This is a genomic window from Mesorhizobium sp. M1E.F.Ca.ET.041.01.1.1 (assembly GCF_003997355.1).
Lineage (GTDB): Bacteria > Pseudomonadota > Alphaproteobacteria > Rhizobiales > Rhizobiaceae > Mesorhizobium.
This window is the reverse complement of sequence record NZ_RZSL01000010.1, coordinates 1-14,259: the sequence shown is the minus strand read 5'-3', so window position 1 is coordinate 14,259 and position 14,259 is coordinate 1. Positions and strand designations below refer to the sequence as shown.

Below are 14,259 nucleotides of genomic sequence, written 5' to 3'. Positions count from 1 at the left end.
GAGACGGTCATGACCGCAATATCGGAACAATCCTCGTCCAGCCCGGCCGGCTTCGTCGGCCTCTACAAGCGTATCATCAAGCTGTCCGAACACATTCCGCTTTCGCTGGTCCAACTCGCCGCACGCGTCGCTGTCGCGCATGTATTCTGGCAGTCCGCCCAAAGCAAGCTGGCATCCTGGCCGGTCACGTTGCAGCTCTTCGCCAACGAATACAATCTGCCCTTCATCGACCCGTCGATCGCGGCGCCATTGGCGACCGCCGCCGAACTCACGGGCTCGGTTCTGATCTTCTTCGGGCTGTTCTCGAGGCTTGCTGCACTGATGCTGCTCGGCGTCGTTTCAGTCATCCAGATTTTCGTCTACCCGGAGAACTGGGCTGAGCACCTGCTCTGGTCTTCGCTGCTGTTGCTCGTGCTGACACGCGGTGCCGGTGTCTTCTCGCTCGACTGCGTCGCCGCGCGGGTCCTTTCGACATCCAGAAAATGAATATCGAAACCGAGTGACAAAGCACGGTGCGCATCTTCATCGTTCATGCACATCCCGAGCCCAAGAGCTTCAACGGCGCCCTCACCCGCACGGCGCAAGAAGCTCTGTCCGCTTCGGGGCACGAAGTGGTCGTCTCCGATCTCTACGCCATGGGGTTCAATCCGGTATCGGACCGCCGCAACTTCACGACCGTTCGCGACGCGAACTACTATCGCCAGCAGGCTGAGGAGGCGAATGCGGCTGCCCACGACGGATTTGCTCCAGACATCCAGACGGAGATGGACAAGCTTTTCTGGTGCGACGTCTTGATCCTGCAGTTTCCGCTCTGGTGGTTCGGGCTGCCGGCGATCCTCAAGGGCTGGGTCGACCGAGTGTTCGCGTCAGGGGGCCGCATCTATGGCGGCGGCAAATGGTATGACCGCGGCGTCCTCGCAGGAAAGCGCGCGATGTGCTCCGTCACGATCGGCGGACCGCCGCCGATCTATTCCGACCGCGGCCTGAACGGACCAATCGCCGAGATCCTGTTCCCAATCAACCACGGCATGCTCTACTTTGTCGGCTTCACGGTGATCGAGCCATTTCTGGTGCACGCACCAGCACGCATCGGCGACAATGAGCGCCAGATGTGCCTCGATCGCTACCGTGAACGCGTCCTCAGCCTCGCGCATGCTCCGACGATCGCGTATCCAAAGCTCGCGGAGTTCGACGATATGCATGTTTTGAAGTCGACGTAAAAAAGGCTCTGTCCAGTGCACCAAGCAGAGCGCCGCACGCCGGCCGCAGGTCCTGGCTGCAATTTCAAAGGGATAGGCTGGTGCTGCGAGAGAGGATTGAACTCTCGACCTCTCCCTTACCAAGGGAGTGCTCTACCACTGAGCTACCGCAGCCTGCGATGGCGGCGCTTCTGCCATAACGAACCGGCAAGCGCAAGGCCAAGAAAACCTTAAAACGACGCATGTCGCTGTCCCAAAACCCTGCGCGATTTTGAGTGATATGTATTGACTGCCGCAACTGTGAAAGCCGCTTCCAAGCGGCTTTCATGACATGGCGGCGCCACAATGTTAACTATGCCTGAAGCACAGCCGGCTATCCGCCGGCGGGGACGGACCTGTGAACGACAAGGCAAATCCAGCGAAAAAGGGCGACGGCGAGCGCAAGGACCGGCTCGCCGAAGCGTTGCGCGCCAACCTGCAGAAACGCAAGGCACAAGCGCGTTCCCGACGCGCCGGCGACGCTAACAAGCGCGCCTGCGATGCCGACGAGCGGCCGGAAGGCTTGCCAACTGCTGGAAAAATGCAAAAAAAGTAACCCAAATCAGCCACACTGGCCGACCACACTTGGTCCACAGGTGGGGAAATCCTATTTCTTGAACCAAGCCGGCCAATAGTCTAGAGCCGGACATACTCAACCGATTGAAAGCGGCCCGTCCGGGCCGAGGGGACGTTTCTCTCATGGATCGCATCAGAATTGTCGGCGGCAATAAGCTTGCCGGTACCATTCCGATCTCGGGCGCCAAGAACGCGGCGCTGCCGCTGATGATCGCCTCGCTGCTCACCGACGACACGCTGACGCTGGAGAACGTGCCGCATCTGGCCGATGTCGAGCAACTGATCCGCATCCTCGGCAATCACGGCGTCGACTATTCCGTCAACGGTCGGCGCGAGAGCCAGCAGAAAGGCTATTCGCGCACCATCAATTTTTCCGCCCGCAACATCGTCGACACCACCGCACCCTACGAGCTGGTGTCGAAGATGCGCGCCTCCTTCTGGGTCATCGGGCCGCTGCTTGCCCGCATGGGCGAGGCCAAGGTGTCGCTGCCAGGCGGCTGCGCCATCGGCACGCGTCCGGTCGACCTGTTCCTCGAGGGCCTGCAGGCGCTGGACGCAGAGCTCGACGTCGACAACGGCTACGTCATCGCCAAGACGAAGAACGGCCGTCTCCACGGCAATCGCTACGTGTTCCCGAAAGTGTCGGTCGGCGCCACCCATGTGCTGATGATGGCGGCCTCGCTCGCCAAGGGCGAGACGGTGCTCGAAAACGCCGCGCGCGAGCCGGAGATCGTCAACCTCGCCGAATGCCTCATCGCCATGGGCGCCAAGATCCATGGCGCAGGCACCTCCACCATCACTATCGAGGGCGTCGAGGCGCTGTCCGGCGCCCGCATCCGCGTCATCCCCGACCGCATCGAGACCGGCACCTATGCCATGGCGGTGGCGATGACCGGTGGCGACGTCATGCTGGAAGGCGCGCGGCCCGACCTGTTGCAGACAGCGCTCGACGTTCTCGTCGAGACCGGCACCGAGATCACGCCCACCAACGAGGGTATCCGCGTCAAGCGCAACGGCGCTGGCATTGTGCCGGTCGACGTGACGACGGCGCCCTTCCCGGCCTTCCCGACCGACCTGCAGGCGCAGTTCATGGGGCTGATGACGATGGCCAAGGGCAAGTCTCGCATCACCGAGACGATCTTCGAGAACCGCTTCATGCATGTGCAGGAGCTTGCCCGCCTTGGCGCCCACATCACGCTCTCCGGCCAGACGGCGATCGTCGACGGCGTCGCCAGGCTCAAGGGCGCGCCGGTCATGGCGACCGACCTGCGCGCCTCGGTTTCGCTTGTGATTGCCGGCCTTGCCGCCGAAGGCGAGACCACCGTCAACCGCGTCTACCACCTCGATCGCGGCTTCGAGCGGCTGGAGGAGAAGCTTTCCGGCTGCGGCGCGGTGATCGAGCGGATTTCAGGCTGACAAAGCGCCTCGGTTGCGCAGAGCGGAAAGACCCACTAGAGCGTGGTTGGACTCGATCTAACCGGGTTCAATCCCGCTCCAGTCTCTGTTTGGGCATGACCTTTGCCGAAAACCGGTTTCCACTTTTCGGGATCATGTTCTAACAGAGGGCTGAACCATCAACCTTCAGGTGCGCATACCGCATGGCCGCTCTCAAGCTCATCGCGCTCGACGACCAGGACCTGAGCATCGTCTCGGCCCATGTCCAGGACGCCGTGATGAAGGTCTCAGACCTCGAATACCTGCCGGCGGCCAAGCGCTTCGTGCTGACCATGAACCGTTTCGTCTGGGAGGCGAAGCCCGGCTTCTTGCGCCAGCACAATGAGCGGCGGCAGAGCGTTCTGCATTTCGACCGCGTGCTCGGCGCCAAGACCAGCGGCATCGCGCGCGACAAGCCGGCCGAGGTGCTTTCGCTGCTGGCGATCAGCTTCGTTGCGATCAGCAAGCCGGCCGGTATCATCGAGCTGGTGTTTTCGGGAGGCGGCACGATCATGCTCGACGTCGAGTGCATCGAGGCGCGGCTCGCCGATGTCGGCGGCTCCTGGGAAGCCGCATCGCGTCCCGTGCACAGGAGCTAGGCGCCATGGCCATAACGCTCAACCAGCAGGACGCCGATTTCGACCAACGTTTCACCGCCTTTCTTTCGACCAAGCGTGAAGTGTCGGCCGATGTCGAGGCGGTGGTGCGCGATATCATCGCGCGCGTGCGCGCCGAGGGCGACAAGGCTCTCACCGACTACACGCTGAAATTCGACAAGGCCGATCTCGGCAAGCTCGGCATCGCCGTTTCGAAGGACGATATCGCCAGGGCCTATGCTGCGGCCGACCCGGCCACCGTCGAGGCGCTCAAATTCGCGCGCGACCGCATCCGCTCCCATCACGAGCGGCAGAAGCCGAAGGACGACCGCTACACGGACGCAGCCGGCGTCGAGCTCGGCTCGCGCTGGACGGCGATCGAGGCCGTCGGCCTCTATGTGCCGGGCGGCACGGCGAGCTATCCAAGTTCGGTGCTGATGAATGCCGTGCCGGCGAAAGTCGCCGGCGTCGAGCGCATCGTGATCGTGGTGCCGGCCTCTGGCGGCGTCATCAATCCGCTGGTTCTGGTGGCGGCCGACCTCGCCGGCGTGTCGGAGATCTACCGCGTCGGCGGCGCTCAAGCCGTCGCCGCGCTCGCCTACGGCACCGAGACGATCAGGCCGGTCGCCAAGATCGTCGGCCCGGGCAACGCCTATGTCGCGGCGGCCAAGCGCCAGGTGTTCGGCACCGTCGGCATCGACATGATCGCCGGGCCGTCGGAAGTGCTGGTCGTGGCCGACAAGGACAACGATCCGGACTGGATCGCAGCCGACCTGCTCGCCCAGGCAGAGCATGACGCGTCGGCGCAATCGATCCTTGTCACCGACAATGCCGCGTTTGGCCAGGCGGTGGAGCAAGCGGTCGAACGTCAGTTGAAGGCCCTGCCGCGCGCCGAGACGGCCGCCGCGAGCTGGCGCGATTTCGGCGCCGTCATTCTGGTGCCGAGCATCGAAGCCTCGCTGCCGCTGGTCGACCGGATCGCGGCCGAGCATGTCGAGCTTGCCTTCGATGACGCCGAAAGCTTTCTCGCCAGAATGCGCAATGCCGGCGCCGTGTTTGTCGGCCGCCACACGCCGGAAGTCATCGGCGACTATGTGGGCGGCTCCAACCACGTCTTGCCGACGGCGCGCTCGGCGCGCTTCTCCTCGGGCCTGTCCGTGCTTGATTTCGTCAAGCGCACGTCGATCCTGAAGCTCGGGCCGGAACAGCTCAAGGCATTGGCGCCGGCGGCGATCGCGCTCGCCAGGGCGGAAGGGCTCGACGCGCACGCACGCTCCGTAGCGATCCGGCTGAACATGTAGCGATGTCCGGCCACCACCAAAACCGCGACAGGCTGATCGACGTCGAGCTTGACGACACGATCGGCCGTTCGACGCCCGATGTCGAGCACGAGCGCGCGGTGGCGATCTTCGACCTCATCGAGGAAAACAGTTTCCGGCCGGTCAATGACGATGGCGCTGGCCCATACAGGCTGAAGCTGTCGCTGGCCGAGCAGCGCCTGGTGTTCGCCGTCAGCCGCGAGAATGGCGCCGACGTGGTCACCCACATCCTGTCGCTGACGCCGCTGAGGCGCATCGTCAAGGACTACTACCTGATTTGCGAAAGCTACTACGAGGCCATCCGCTCCTCGACGCCCAGCCATATCGAGGCGATCGACATGGGTCGGCGCGGCCTGCACAACGAGGGATCGCAGACGCTGATGGACCGGCTTGCCGGCAAGATCGAGATCGACTTCGACACGGCGCGCCGGCTGTTCACGCTGGTCTGCGTGCTGCACTGGCGGGGCTAGATCAGGATGACGTTTCGTTGAATCGCCATCCTGATCTAACTCTTTGTTGGAGCCTGATCTTCTTCGAAAACCGGTTCCCACTTTTTGCGTTCGCTGACCTCCGGTTCGGGATCATGCTCTTTTGCCGGAGCATGATCTTCTCCGAAAACCGGTTCCCACTTTTCGGGATCATGCTCTAGTGGCCGCGCTGCCGCATTCGATCCTGTTTGTGTGCGGCATGAACGCCGTGCGCTCGCCGATGGCGGAACAGTTGGCGCGACGGTTCCTGCCGACCACCACTTTCGTCGCTTCGGCCGGCGTGCGCAGCGGCGAGCGCGATCCCTTCGTCGACGCCGTGCTTGCCGAAGAGGGTCTGACGCTCGGCGAGCGGCAGCCGAGAACGCTCGACGAGCTGGAGGACGATTATTTCGATCTGATCGTGACGCTGGCGCCGGAAGCGCACCACGCCGCGCTCGAGCTCACCCGCTCGCTGGCCGTCGAGGTCGAATACTGGCCGATGCCCGATCCGACCGACACCGGCGGCACACGCGAGCACATCATGGCCGCCTACCGCGATGTGCGCGAGCGGTTGAAGGCGCGTATTGCCAAGCGTTTCGCGCCGCCGGAGTGAAAACGCGGCGCCGATCAGGAGCCTTTCCGGCCTGGATTGAGCCGTTCTGCCGAAGGTGCCGATTCTATCCAGGCCGGAAAGGTTCTAAGCATGTTCACAAGCGGGCGATTATCATATAGGTTCCGCCGCAAATTCCGGCCGGAGTCGGATGATTTCCGGTCTGTTCGGCCGGAATTCATCCGACTCCGGATCAAAGAAGTAGAGCATGATGTCGTCCGAAAACCGCTTGACACTTTTCGGCATCATGCTCTAGGCGCCGGAACCGCCATCCAAGCAAAGGTATCGAATGCCGAAGGAAGAAGTCCTCGAGTTTCCAGGTGTGGTCACGGAACTGCTGCCCAACGCGATGTTTAGGGTGAAGCTCGAAAACGAACACGAGATCATCGCTCACACGGCCGGCCGCATGCGCAAGAACCGCATCCGCGTGCTGACCGGCGACAAGGTCCTGGTCGAGATGACGCCTTATGACCTGACCAAGGGCCGCATCACCTATCGTTTCAAGTAACAGTCTGGCGCGAACGGCGATGAGCATCCTGCAGAAGCTCGTGCTTGCCTCGGGTTCGCCGCGTCGCATCGAGTTGTTGCAGCAGGCCGGCATCGAGCCGGACCGCATTTTGCCCGCCGATGTCGACGAGACGCCGCTGCGCGCCGAACATCCGCGCTCGCTGGCAAAGCGGCTCGCCAAGGAGAAGGCCGAGAAGGCGCTCACCTCGTTGAAAAGCGAGGAAGATCATGCGCCGGCCTTCATCCTCGCCGCCGATACGGTGGTGGCGGTCGGGCGGCGCATCCTGCCCAAGGCCGAGACGATCGACGACGCCGTGAACTGCCTCGGCCTGCTTTCCGGCCGCTCGCACCGCGTCTATTCCGGCATCTGCCTGATCACGCCGGGCGGCAAGCTCAGGCAGCGGCTGGTGGAGACCAGGGTTCGCTTCAAGCGGCTGCCGCGCGAGGAGATCGACGCCTATATCGCGTCGGGCGAATGGCGCGGCAAGGCCGGCGGCTACGCCGTGCAAGGGTTGGCCGGCTCCTTCGTCGTCAAGCTGGTCGGCTCCTACACCAACGTGGTCGGCCTGCCGCTCTATGAAAGCGTGGCGCTGCTTTCCGGCGAGGGTTTCAAGGCGCACCGGAACTGGCACGTCGCGCGTCCATGAGGATGGACGACCCATGAGTCTTGACGACAAGGTGACGCCGCTGCGACCGAAGCGGCCCTGCCCCGAATGCGGCAAGCCTTCCGCGCGTGAGCGTTATCCGTTCTGCTCGGCACGCTGCAAGGACATCGACCTCAATCGCTGGCTGAAGGGCGCCTACGTCATCCCCGGCCGCGACGGCGAGGAAGAAGAAGAGGACGGCTCGAAACAAGGCTCCTCGCCCAAGGACGAGGGGTGAGCGCGCGGCAATTTGCCATTTCCTTTCCGTGCGAAATCAGCACTTAGGCTAAGTGATTGTTTTTACGCAATTCCAGACCGGAAACCGCAACGCACTTTTCCTGGAATTGCTCTGGACAGGCCGAATACCCATGCTATAACCCACGCGCTTTCAGGGGGGCGCCATCCGGCGCTCTCGTGAACCCGGCGGGCGAACCCCGCTAGCCGGTCCAGGCCCAGATAGCTCAGTTGGTAGAGCAGCGGACTGAAAATCCGCGTGTCGGTGGTTCGAATCCGCCTCTGGGCACCATCCCCTCTTCTCCCGACACTCCCTTTCGCCGAAGCTTCTACGTTGCAGCTTCTGCAAATCACTGAAATTGTTGATCTTTTTCGGTCAAATGGTGCATTTGAGCTGGGTCGAGAGCGCTTCGGGCGCATTTGGTCCAACGAGGCAGGGGGATGGTATTTCCGTTGGTATTCGACATCCTGATGGTATCGAAACAGCCAAGGGAGACCTAACAAATGGCCCTCTCCGACGTGAAATGCCGAAACGCCCGCCGCGCTTCGAAGCTCGTCAAATTATCAGACGGGGGCGGGCTGCAGCTATGGGTGCAGCCCACGGGCTCTCGCCTCTGGAGGCTCGCCTACCGCTTTGACGGCAAGCAGAAACTGCTAGCGCTGGGCAGCTATCCCCTTGTCTCCCTCGCCGAGGCGCGCCAGGCGCGCGATGACGCTAAACGGCTCCTGCTGGCTGGCATAGACCCTGGAAAGGAACGCAGCTTGCAAAAGGTCGATTCGGCAAAGGACTCTTTTCGCTCAATTGCGGACGAATATGTTGAGAAGCTGAAGAAGCAGGGACGTGCCGACCGGACGATCACCAAGGTCAAATGGCTCCTCGACTTCGCCTATCCGACAATCGGCGACAAGTGCATTCGGGAGATCGATCCGGCCACCATCCTTACCGCCCTTCGTCGCGTCGAGGTTCGCGGTCGATACGAGTCGGCTAGGCGACTGCGCTCCACCATCGGCACCGTGTTTCGATACGCAATCGCGACCGCACGCGCCGAGGGAGATCCGACGATCGCCCTGAGGGGCGCACTCATCAGTCCGAAGGTCACGCCTCGTGCCGCGATTACCGACCCTAAGGCCTTGGGAGGTTTGCTGAGGGCGGTCGATGCATTCGACGGACAGCCAACAACCAGAGCCGCCCTGAAGCTGATGGCAATGCTGTTTCCCCGCCCTGGCGAGCTGCGCGCGGCAGAATGGGAAGAGTTCGATTTCGAAAGCGCGGTGTGGATCATTCCTGAAGCACGCATGAAAATGCGACGGCCGCACCGCGTACCCCTTGCAAGGCAGGCCGTCAGTGTCCTGACCTCGCTTAGAGAAATCTCCGGCGGTGGATCCCTGCTCTTTCCCAGTGTTCGGTCGGATTCGCGTCCGATCTCCGACAACACGCTTAACGCCGCGCTGCGCCGCATGGGCTACGGCAAGGAAGAAGCTACCGCGCATGGTTTTCGAGCAACGGCATCAACTCTGCTAAACGAATGTGGCAAGTGGCATCCGGACGCCATAGAGCGGCAGCTCGCCCACATTGAGAATAACGACGTTCGTCGCGCCTACGCCCGGGCTGAGCACTGGGAAGAGCGCGTCAAGATGATGCAATGGTGGGCCGATTATCTGGATGAACTCGAGAGCAAGAACGCGCGGGTGATCCCAGTTGGGGGACGCGGCAGGCCTGCTGTCCATACACCGTCGCGAGGGCCACCTTGAACCCAACAGCGACGGTTCACCAAACGCCGAGACGAACCTCCAAACTACGAAGATCATGCTGAGTTCGAAAACGTCGAAACTTGACAACCAAATGGTGGGGTCCGGAGGACATATTCACATCTCTGATTTCATTGTCTTTTTCGTGGGCCAAAATAGGAAATCTTCCCGTATCGCTCCCTATGGTTCCGCGCCTAAGCAAAGGACGCTGCATGAGACGGGGTTTCATGCAGGGTCCTAGGATGTGGGCTTTGCTTGGTATGATTTCGCGGTTGGTAGCGATCAGCCGCCGCTGTCCAATTCCGTTCCGGTTCGCAGGCACTCAAGATAGGCGCGATAGGCGAAGCTGCGGTCGCGCTTCTTCCCTGTGGTTTCCACGAGAATATTGGCTTCGGTCAGCGCCTCGATCGCACGGATCGCGGTCGGCTTGCTTGCGCCGATCAACTTTGTGACCACAAAGGCTTCGTGCTCGATCTTGAAGACACTGGCGCCATCGCTTCTGTCGTCGACCGAATTGGTACGGCGATGGGCATCGACATTCTCGTCAACAATGCCGGGCTAGGTATCGTTTTCCCCGCCGGGGAACCAAATATCGAAGTCTGGGACAAGACGATGCGGATCAACCTCCGGGGTCCTTGGCTCGTCGCTGCTGCTGCCCTGCCCTATCTCAAGGCTTCAGGACGCGGCCGCGTCATCAACATCTCCTCGCAAGCCGGCGTCGTCGCCATCGAGGAGCATGCCGCCTATGGTGCCAGCAAGGCGGCGCTGATCAACCTGACAAAGGTGATGGCCATTGAATGGGCCAAGTTCGGCACCACTGCCAACGCGATCGCACCGACAGTGGTTGAGACGCCGATGGCGCTTGTCGGCTGGTCAGGCGAAAAGGGAGAAAAGGCCAGAAGGGATATCCCCGTCGGACGCTTTGCCAGGCCTGCCGAAATCGCCGCTGCGGCTCGTCACCTCGCCTCGGAGGACCGGAATCATCAATGGGGCGGTCCTCATGGCCGATGGCGGCTTCAGCGTTTAGAAGCCTCACCTCTCGCTGTTTCGTAGAATAGATCCTCGAACTCGAGTTAGCGAGCTCGTCCTTCGCACTTCGCCTCGGCTTCGGCGGCTTGCTCGATGATCTTCGCGGCAGCGGCTGGATGCGCGACGAAGGTGGCGTGGCTGCCCGGTACCTCGACGATGGCGGCGTTCGCGCGTTGCGCCATCATGCGGGCCACCGCCGGCGGCACAAGCTGGTCGTCCTTGGAAAGCAGATACCAGGACGGCTCGGTCTGGGGGCGCAGGTTCAAATCCTGCCACTCTACCATTCCGCAAATCACTCTCCTGCTTCGTTGAAGGCGTTGCGGGCGCTGCATTCTCCAGTTTGGTTCGGAACCATTTCGCGGAACCCGATGGCTGCGGCCTTCGTCCGCCAGAGGACCATGTTGCGGGAATCCTGCGGATTTCAAGACGACAACCTTCTTGGCCTCCTTGCACATGGCTGCTCGACCTACCTTTCCGCTGTTTCTACCGGTGAGCATGGAAAATCGGTGCCGATCTTGCCGGACTGTTCGGGTCTGGGATGTGCCGGCTGCTGGCGCCGTCGCCGCGATCAGCGCTGCTGTGCAGTTTCCTTCCGCTTGGAAGCCATTGAGCATGTCCTTGACGCACCGCCGGAAGCCGGTCTCCGCCAGCTTGTCACATGCTCCCCTCATACGCTGCTCAGCAACAGGCTCGTCTCGCTGTTCGACACACCGTCGATCATACGGACCTGACGTAACACCCGGTCAAACTCCGCAAGGTTCGAAGCCCGAAAGCGCCGTTGACTTGCCCTTGCGTCCGGATTGCTGCGGCGCGGCAATCAAGGTGAGCCTCTCTCCCAGATTGTCGCGCTGCACGGGCCGCCGTCTCCATCCTGACATACCATGTCGAGATGTGCCAGGAACGGGCATCCTCGCGCGTCCCGAATGCCACCGCATCGGCACCCGGATCTCCTTGCAGAAGCTGGCTTAGCTCGCCGATCAAACGGGCCCAGCTGATGCTGCACGAAATGGAGGTGTTATGGCGAGCGCTCCCCAGACGAGTGCGAGGCCGAGGTATTCCGTTAGCTCGAAGGGGCCGATGGCATTCACAATCTTATCCATCGTTATCGCCGACCCAAATGCGACCGTGTTTCCGATGAACAACGCCCACCATGCCCAAGGCTCACCCCGGCGGAACGCCGTTACGGCGATGGCGCTGGCCAGAAGTCCGAACAGGACGCAATAGATGCCATACATCCGGTACAGCACTGTTATGTAGCCCGCGATCATCGGGTAAGTGCCCGTAAGCTCCAACCAAGACCCGCCGGAGTAGCCCTCATAGGCCGCCGGCAGAATCCCTTTGCCAGCTGGACCTAGAAGATGTTCGGGAGACACTGCGGCCCCCGCGCCCCATGCGATATATGCGACGTCGACGACTAGGATGATAATCCACGCGACCTGCCGGCGGTTCATTTTGGTAACCTTCCGGTCAGTTTCATGAGCAGCCGCATGCACGTGTGCCCAAAGTCGACGCCATCGCCGTACATCATTGGACAGGCGCCCTCGATCACGCTGATATCGTGTCGACGGCAGAATTCGACTGCCTGCGGCGAGACACTCGATCCCTTCGCAAGGGATTGATGCATCCAAACGCGGCGGATCCCGGCAACCGAACAGTCGTGCACGATGCCCTCGGTGATTTCAGGTCGCGTGACGATCACGACTCCATCAACCCCACCTGGAATCGATCGCAGGTCGCGGAAGCAGGGATCGCCATCGAAGGTCTCCAAGTTCGGGTTTACCGCGAAGACCTCATGCCCCGTCTTCTTCAACCGCCGATAGATAAGGTTGCCGGCCGGATGATGGCTGTTGTTGCGCGACACGCCTGCAACGGCGATCCGCCTTTGCGCAAGGAAGTCGGAAACCTTGGCTTCAAGATTTGTTGGAGTCATCGGCGCCTCCCAATCCGGCTTACAACGCGTGCTTGACGTCGTGGTCCGTTCCAGGAATGCGGGACGGCGTAGACTCCAAACCTCGAACGAAGGAGAACCACTTAAATCCGACTTGGTGAGCCTTCAGCAAATCGAGCAGCGATTGCGAAGGTTCTGAGTAGAAAATCATGAAGTGATTGTCGGCATACTCGTTGAATAACTTGGTACGAGCTTGCAGGATATGCCTGTTGTGCTCGATCAAGGCTTCCGGGCCGGTGTACGTCTCACGAACCTCGCACTCGGTGCCATCGCTACTGAGGAACCAGTCGTAGCGGAGTGTTCCTGTGTCCTTTTCCCGTGTGATCCGAATCAACTCGGCCGCCTGCTTATTGAATCCGTCGAGGCAGCCCGGGCGGACCGTGAAGTGCGCGCTCAATTCAAGGTAACTCATAGCTCGTCCTCCATCTCATACGTGTCACGGCCAAGAAGGAACGTACAAACAGCCCGAGGTGCCGAGCGCTCCCGCGTGCTCAGTGCTCGCGATTGCTACGGCCCTTCGCGAGCTGGACAGGCGCGGAAAGGGAACGTGGCGATCCAGCACGCGGTGGCGACCGCCAGCAGATGCGTCCCGTCGCCAACTCACAACGGTCGAATTGAAGGCGAACCATGCCAGAGCGAAGATGTCCCACCGACAGGGCTGCGATCCTGTGCGAACGCTGCTGAGCCGCGGAAAGGCTGATTGCATCGCTTCACTGCACATGGCCCGCATCCACTTCCGCTTTCTGCGCGGCCACACAGATCGTATCGATGTCCTGATACGAGAGCCGAGTCTCGGGACGCAGTGCGGTATACGAGCCGGGCATCTTGCCCGACGTTGCATCGTGGCAAGACTCGGCCAGCAGCTTCCATTGTTGCTCCGGCGAGTATCCGGCCCATTCTGAGAAGTTGACCGCCTTTCGCCCTTCGTTGACGCCGTACGCCATAAGCCAGGAGAAGGGGACGATGTTCGAGTACCACGGCCACACGGTCGCGTTTGAATGACAATCGCCGCACGAGCGATCCAGAACAGCCACGAGCTCGCTGGTTATACCGGCATGCGCCTGAATGGTGCGGCTAACGTCAGTCGGCGGATTCGTGCGGTCGGGACGAACGAGTTGCGCCGCAACGAAGACGACCGCAATGGCAGCGATCACTTGGAGGAGGCGTTTGCCCATTGGCTGTTCCCTCCGTCATCGGACATTAACAAAAAATAAAGTCTGCATTGTACGCCCGCATCGCGCTTTGATCTCCGTCAATTCTTCTGCCAGACTTTTCGAATTCGTGCGGCATGAACGGATCTAGCCGAAGCCGAGGCCTCGACTAGGCAGCTTATGGACGTGCTCGGTCATGACGATATCGATCATGCAGAGCTTTATTCGCGAGAGGCATCGCAGGTTCGGCTGGCTGTGCAGGGGATGGATCGAGTCGTACGCCTCGTAACGCGCAAGCCGATGCTTGGCGAACCTCGTGGCGAACCACCCTATAAAGCATTGATAAATAACGACAATGGTAGGCCCGGAGGGACATCGTTTCGTACAGAAAATCAATATCTTAGCGGGTGGTTCGCCAGCCCATTTCCTTCGTATTCTCTCGTATGGTCTGGCGAACCTCAGGACAAGGAGGAGGACTAGTTTTCAATGCAAGCGGTGCCCCTCTCACCCCACGCGCCATCTCGCGCAGCGGGCTGGTTCCCCGGATGATGGGTTAGAAAGCCGACCTCAGATGTACGTTGGATGATATTTCAACGGTTCAAACTGTCGATCAGTGATCCATGGCCTTGACGATTTCCTCGGTCATCTTCTTGGCATCGCCGAGCAGCATCATGGTGCCGTCCTTGTAGAACAGCGTGTTGTCGATGCCGGCATAGCCTGAGCCGAGCGAGCGCTTGACGAACAGGCAGGTGCGGGC

20 protein-coding genes, 2 tRNA genes and 2 pseudogenes are annotated in these 14,259 nt (G+C 61.2%); 15 read left to right on the top strand and 9 right to left on the bottom strand.

The genetic code is table 11. The features are described 5' to 3' along the window. Positions 1-9: 9 nt before the first annotated feature. Both EOA38_RS02420 and EOA38_RS02415 read left to right on the top strand, forming a co-directional pair. Positions 10-486: a DoxX family protein gene (locus tag EOA38_RS02420; protein ID WP_127298334.1), complete on the top strand. Its 477-nt coding sequence runs from the start codon at positions 10-12 to the stop codon at positions 484-486. A gap of 26 nt (positions 487-512) precedes the next feature. Further along, entirely contained in the window at positions 513-1,220 is a 708-nt protein-coding gene (locus EOA38_RS02415; RefSeq protein ID WP_127298333.1) for an NAD(P)H-dependent oxidoreductase, read from the top strand. A gap of 78 nt (positions 1,221-1,298) precedes the next feature. On the opposite strand, the gene EOA38_RS02410 is transcribed toward EOA38_RS02415, so the two are convergent. Further along, positions 1,299-1,373 (bottom strand) — tRNA-Thr (locus tag EOA38_RS02410). 223 nt (positions 1,374-1,596) lie between these two features. Here EOA38_RS02410 and EOA38_RS02405 point away from each other — a divergent pair. The 11 genes from EOA38_RS02405 (at position 1,597) to EOA38_RS02355 (ending at position 9,377) form a co-directional block, all read left to right on the top strand. Continuing rightward, complete coding sequence (locus EOA38_RS02405; protein ID WP_127298332.1) at positions 1,597-1,794, top strand: hypothetical protein; 198 nt, start codon at positions 1,597-1,599, stop codon at positions 1,792-1,794. Positions 1,795-1,937: 143 nt separating this feature from the next. Then, the gene (gene murA / locus EOA38_RS02400) at positions 1,938-3,230 is read left to right on the top strand and encodes a UDP-N-acetylglucosamine 1-carboxyvinyltransferase (protein WP_127298331.1); all 1,293 of its coding nucleotides are present in this window, start codon (positions 1,938-1,940) and stop codon (positions 3,228-3,230) included. A 182-nt stretch (positions 3,231-3,412) separates the two neighbouring features. Further along, entirely contained in the window at positions 3,413-3,847 is a 435-nt protein-coding gene (locus EOA38_RS02395; RefSeq protein WP_126092502.1) for a DUF2948 family protein, read from the top strand. Between the two features lie 5 nt (positions 3,848-3,852). After that, positions 3,853-5,145 carry a histidinol dehydrogenase gene (hisD, locus tag EOA38_RS02390; protein ID WP_127298330.1) on the top strand — a complete coding sequence of 431 codons (1,293 nt, stop codon included), beginning with the start codon at positions 3,853-3,855 and terminating at the stop codon, positions 5,143-5,145. A 2-nt stretch (positions 5,146-5,147) separates the two neighbouring features. Next, entirely contained in the window at positions 5,148-5,633 is a 486-nt protein-coding gene (locus EOA38_RS02385; protein WP_126092500.1) for a UPF0262 family protein, read from the top strand. 178 nt (positions 5,634-5,811) lie between these two features. After that, positions 5,812-6,243 (top strand): low molecular weight phosphatase family protein, encoded by a 432-nt coding sequence (locus EOA38_RS02380; protein ID WP_281060082.1) that lies wholly within the window; start codon positions 5,812-5,814, stop codon positions 6,241-6,243. Positions 6,244-6,529: 286 nt separating this feature from the next. Then, positions 6,530-6,748: a translation initiation factor IF-1 gene (infA, locus tag EOA38_RS02375; RefSeq protein WP_006200926.1), complete on the top strand. Its 219-nt coding sequence runs from the start codon at positions 6,530-6,532 to the stop codon at positions 6,746-6,748. A gap of 19 nt (positions 6,749-6,767) precedes the next feature. After that, positions 6,768-7,394, top strand: coding sequence for a Maf-like protein (locus EOA38_RS02370; RefSeq protein WP_127298329.1), 627 nt, complete (start codon positions 6,768-6,770; stop codon positions 7,392-7,394). Positions 7,395-7,407: 13 nt separating this feature from the next. Further along, complete coding sequence (gene yacG / locus EOA38_RS02365; protein ID WP_127298328.1) at positions 7,408-7,629, top strand: DNA gyrase inhibitor YacG; 222 nt, start codon at positions 7,408-7,410, stop codon at positions 7,627-7,629. Positions 7,630-7,841: 212 nt separating this feature from the next. Then, positions 7,842-7,917, top strand: a tRNA-Phe gene (locus EOA38_RS02360). A gap of 212 nt (positions 7,918-8,129) precedes the next feature. After that, a complete protein-coding gene (locus EOA38_RS02355; protein WP_127298327.1) occupies positions 8,130-9,377 on the top strand; it encodes an integrase arm-type DNA-binding domain-containing protein in 1,248 nt (415 codons plus the stop codon). A gap of 279 nt (positions 9,378-9,656) precedes the next feature. Here EOA38_RS02355 and EOA38_RS38925 read toward each other — a convergent pair whose 3' ends face one another. Further along, complete coding sequence (locus EOA38_RS38925; protein WP_189434390.1) at positions 9,657-9,818, bottom strand: hypothetical protein; 162 nt, start codon at positions 9,816-9,818, stop codon at positions 9,657-9,659. A gap of 21 nt (positions 9,819-9,839) precedes the next feature. Here EOA38_RS38925 and EOA38_RS02350 point away from each other — a divergent pair, with 21 nt between their 5' ends. Then, positions 9,840-10,427 carry an SDR family oxidoreductase gene (locus tag EOA38_RS02350; protein WP_189434387.1) on the top strand — a complete coding sequence of 196 codons (588 nt, stop codon included), beginning with the start codon at positions 9,840-9,842 and terminating at the stop codon, positions 10,425-10,427. 20 nt (positions 10,428-10,447) lie between these two features. Here the strand turns inward: EOA38_RS02350 and EOA38_RS39695 are convergent, their stop codons facing one another. The 6 genes and pseudogenes from EOA38_RS39695 to EOA38_RS02320 all read right to left on the bottom strand — a co-directional run bounded on the left by EOA38_RS39695 (position 10,448) and on the right by EOA38_RS02320 (position 13,526). After that, on the bottom strand, positions 10,448-10,858 hold the full coding sequence (locus EOA38_RS39695) for an alpha/beta hydrolase (protein WP_210212942.1): 411 nt from the start codon (positions 10,856-10,858) through the stop codon (positions 10,448-10,450). A 212-nt stretch (positions 10,859-11,070) separates the two neighbouring features. Beyond that, positions 11,071-11,172 (bottom strand): annotated as a pseudogene (locus tag EOA38_RS02340) (Lrp/AsnC family transcriptional regulator); the annotation flags it as partial. Between the two features lie 208 nt (positions 11,173-11,380). Beyond that, positions 11,381-11,854, bottom strand: a complete 474-nt coding sequence (locus tag EOA38_RS02335) for a hypothetical protein (protein WP_127298325.1) — start codon at positions 11,852-11,854, stop codon at positions 11,381-11,383. After that, positions 11,851-12,333 carry a CoA-binding protein gene (locus EOA38_RS02330; RefSeq protein WP_127298324.1) on the bottom strand — a complete coding sequence of 161 codons (483 nt, stop codon included), beginning with the start codon at positions 12,331-12,333 and terminating at the stop codon, positions 11,851-11,853. Before EOA38_RS02330 ends, EOA38_RS02335 begins: the two co-directional genes overlap by 4 nt. Before the next feature lie 19 nt (positions 12,334-12,352). Continuing rightward, the gene (locus EOA38_RS02325) at positions 12,353-12,763 is read right to left on the bottom strand and encodes an antibiotic biosynthesis monooxygenase (RefSeq protein WP_126089962.1); all 411 of its coding nucleotides are present in this window, start codon (positions 12,761-12,763) and stop codon (positions 12,353-12,355) included. Between the two features lie 298 nt (positions 12,764-13,061). Continuing rightward, on the bottom strand, positions 13,062-13,526 hold the full coding sequence (locus tag EOA38_RS02320) for a heme-binding domain-containing protein (protein WP_127298323.1): 465 nt from the start codon (positions 13,524-13,526) through the stop codon (positions 13,062-13,064). Positions 13,527-13,649: 123 nt separating this feature from the next. Between EOA38_RS02320 and EOA38_RS02315 the strand changes: the two are divergent. Further along, a pseudogene (locus EOA38_RS02315) lies at positions 13,650-13,787 on the top strand (integrase); the annotation flags it as partial. A gap of 325 nt (positions 13,788-14,112) precedes the next feature. Here the strand turns inward: EOA38_RS02315 and EOA38_RS02310 are convergent. After that, positions 14,113-14,259, bottom strand: a 147-nt coding sequence (locus tag EOA38_RS02310) for an NAD(P)(+) transhydrogenase (Re/Si-specific) subunit beta (RefSeq protein ID WP_189434385.1), incomplete at its 5' end; no start/stop codon positions are given.